Here is a 2729-nt window from a genome sequence, read left to right as displayed (position 1 = left end):
GCGGGCGACGCGGCGTGAGCTGCTCCACCGCGAACTGGAGGTTGCCGGTGACATAGGACAGGGGGTTGTTGATTTCGTGGCCCAGCGCCCGCGGCGAGCTGGCCCGCCATGGCCAGCTTCTCCGACTGCACCAGCCGCTCGCGCGCGGCCATCAGCTCGTGCGTGCGGCGCTGGGCGAGCGCCTCCGCCTCCAGGCGGCCGGAGCGCTCGCGGGCGAGCAGCGCGTCGCGCTCCGCCTGCACGCGCTTCTTGTCGGTGATGTCGCGCGCGTAGGTGGAGATGTTGCGGCCGCTGGACCAGACGTGCACGTCGTGCCAGCGGTCCCGGCCGGTGCGCAGCTCGAAGAGGCGGTAGCTCTCCTCGGCGGCCACCTCGCGCAGCGCGCGCTCGAACGGGGTGCCGCACAGCTCCGGGCACGCGTCCCACAGCACGCGGCGGAAGAGGGTCTCCGGGGTGCGGCCGGTGAGCGCGGCGGCGTTGCGGTTCACGTAGGTGAGGCGCCAGTCCGCGTCCACGGTGAAGAAGACGTCCGGCATGCTCTCCAGCACGTCGCGCACCCAGTCCAGCGTCTCGCGCAGCCCCTCCTCCACCCGCTGGGCGCTGGTGATGTCGCGCAGGCGCAGCAGCACCCCGTCACGCCGCAGGGGCACCGCGGTGCCCTGCATCAGGATGTCCCCTTCGGTGAAGTGGTCCGCGTGCAGCCGGCCGGACTCCACCACCTGGCGCAGCAGGTCCATGCGGCCGGCGATGCCCTCCTTCGAGGACACCTCGCCCAGGCGCCGGCCCCGGAGGAACTCCGGGACGCGGCCCAGCGCACGCGCGGCGGCGGGGTTCGCCCACAGCCACTCGAAGTCGAGGATGGCGCCGCTGCCGGAGCGCACGGCGCGCAGCGCCATGCACGCCTCGGGGTGGTCGCGCTCGGCCTCCTCCAGCGCGGCCAGGAGCGAATCCGGGAGCGGAAGGGCCACGGTCGTTTCGGTCCCGGACGACATCCGCCTCCTCGCGGCCCCGGCACTGCCCAACCCCCGGGGAGCCCGCATGTCGCCACGAATCCCACTGCGGCTCAAGTCAGCCTCAACCTTCGTATCTTTCTGAACTTTCTTGAATTGCAGACAAATGAAGGTGGGAGCGGTAAGGAGTCAGAAGGACCGACCCATCGACAGCAAGGTCGGCCACACTCGTCCCCGCCATGCGCCCTACCCTCATCACGCACGTCGCGTTCGAAGCCCTGCACCTGCCCCTGACGGAGCCGTTCGCCATCGCCACCGGCGCGCAGCACGCGGCGGAGAACGTGCTCGTGCGAATCACCCTCGCGGACGGCACGGTGGGGCTGGGAGAGGCGGCGCCCTTCACCGCGGTGAGCGGGGAGACGCAAGCCAGCACGCTCGCCGCGCTGGAGCCGGTGCGTGGGCTGCTGGTGGGCCGGGACGTCCAGGCGTGGCGGCCGGCGTCGGAGGCGCTGGGGGATGCGCTCGCGCTGGCGCCTTCCGCGCGGTGTGGCGTGGAGATGGCGCTGCTGGACGCGCTCACGCGGCACCACCGGATTCCACTGCACGCCTTCTTCGGCGGGGCGGGGACGGCGCTGGACATCGACATGACGGTCACGGCCGGGGACGTGGCGCACGCGGTGGCGTCCACGCGGGCCATCCTGGGGCGGGGCATCGACACACTGAAGGTGAAGGTCGGCGCGTTGGATCCGGACGCGGACGCGGCGCGGCTCGTGGCCATCCACCAGGAGGCCCCGAAGGCGCGCCTCTTCGCGGACGCGAACGGGGGCTACGACGTGGCGGAGGCGCTGGCGTTCCTCAAGGAGCTGGAGCGCGCGGAGGTGCCGCTGGCGCTGTTCGAGCAGCCGGTGCCGCCCTCCGACTTCGCGGGGCTCGCGGAGGTGACGCGCCGCTCGAAGGTGCCGGTGTGCGCGGATGAATCAGCGCGCTCGGCGAAGGACGTGCTGCGGCTCATCCGGGAGAACGCCTGCCACGGCATCAACATCAAGACGATGAAGTGCGGGATGGTGGAGGCGGTGACGATGTGGAGCCTCGCCCGCGCGGCGGGGCTGGAGCTGATGGTGGGCGGCATGGTGGAGAGCGTGCTCGCGATGAGCGCGTCCGCGCACCTGGCGGCGGGGCTGGGCGGCTTCACCTACGCGGACCTGGACACGCCGCTGTTCATCGCGAGCCACCCGTTCCAGGGCGGCGGGACCTATGCAGGCGCGCGGCTGACGCTGGACCCGGACGCGCCGGGCCACGGCGTCACGCTGCGCTGACGCGTCAGCCCTTGAGCGTGCCCCTCCCGGGAGGACTTCACGATTCTTCACAGGAGCGCCGCTGAGAGGGAAGGAAGGGCACTCCTCCGCCGTGCGGTGTGGCGAACGGAGCGGGGGCGGTTAGGGATGAGGGGCCCATGTTGGATGCGCCCTCGTCATCGCCCAGGCTCGCGCTCGTCTCCGAGGACCCCCTGGCCCGGGGCGCGCTCGCACGGGCGTTGAGCGAACAGGCGGAGGCCTGGACGGTGGTGGCGGCGGGCACGCAGGTGGAGCTGGAGGCGACGCGGGGCGAGCCGCCCGACGTGGTGCTCTGGGACACGGGCCTGCGGCTGGAGGAAGGCGCGGCGCCGGACCTGGGCGCGCCGGTGCTGGCGCTGGTGGCGGACGAGGCGGCGGGAGAGCTGGCGCTGGGCGCGGGCGCGAGAGGCCTGCTGTTCCGCGACGTGGCGCCGGGGATGCTGGG

The 2729-nt window shown here is 72.8% G+C and carries 2 protein-coding genes and 1 pseudogene; 2 read left to right on the top strand and 1 reads right to left on the bottom strand.

Going from position 1 to position 2729, the window contains the following annotated elements:
- Positions 1–968 (bottom strand): PAS domain-containing protein (locus tag ACLEQD_RS40790; RefSeq protein WP_410391318.1); only part of this gene is annotated, 968 nt, incomplete at its 3' end.
- 221 nt (positions 969–1189) lie between these two features.
- Here ACLEQD_RS40790 and ACLEQD_RS40785 point away from each other — a divergent pair.
- Positions 1190–2266: a dipeptide epimerase gene (locus ACLEQD_RS40785; RefSeq protein ID WP_410391317.1), complete on the top strand. Its 1077-nt coding sequence runs from the start codon at positions 1190–1192 to the stop codon at positions 2264–2266.
- A gap of 137 nt (positions 2267–2403) precedes the next feature.
- Positions 2404–2729: pseudogene (locus ACLEQD_RS40780) on the top strand (DNA-binding response regulator); the annotation flags it as partial.

It is taken from the genome of Corallococcus sp. 4LFB, from assembly GCF_046520365.1.
GTDB classification, from domain to species: domain Bacteria; phylum Myxococcota; class Myxococcia; order Myxococcales; family Myxococcaceae; genus Corallococcus; species Corallococcus caeni.
Note: the sequence above shows the minus strand (reverse complement) of the source record. Positions and strands in the feature narration are given on the sequence as shown.

What these genes read in the sequence shown, in the direction of transcription:
- ACLEQD_RS40785 (WP_410391317.1), top strand. Translation starts at nt 1,190, where the DNA reads ATGCGCCCTACCCTCATCACGCACGTCGCGTTCGAAGCCCTGCACCTG.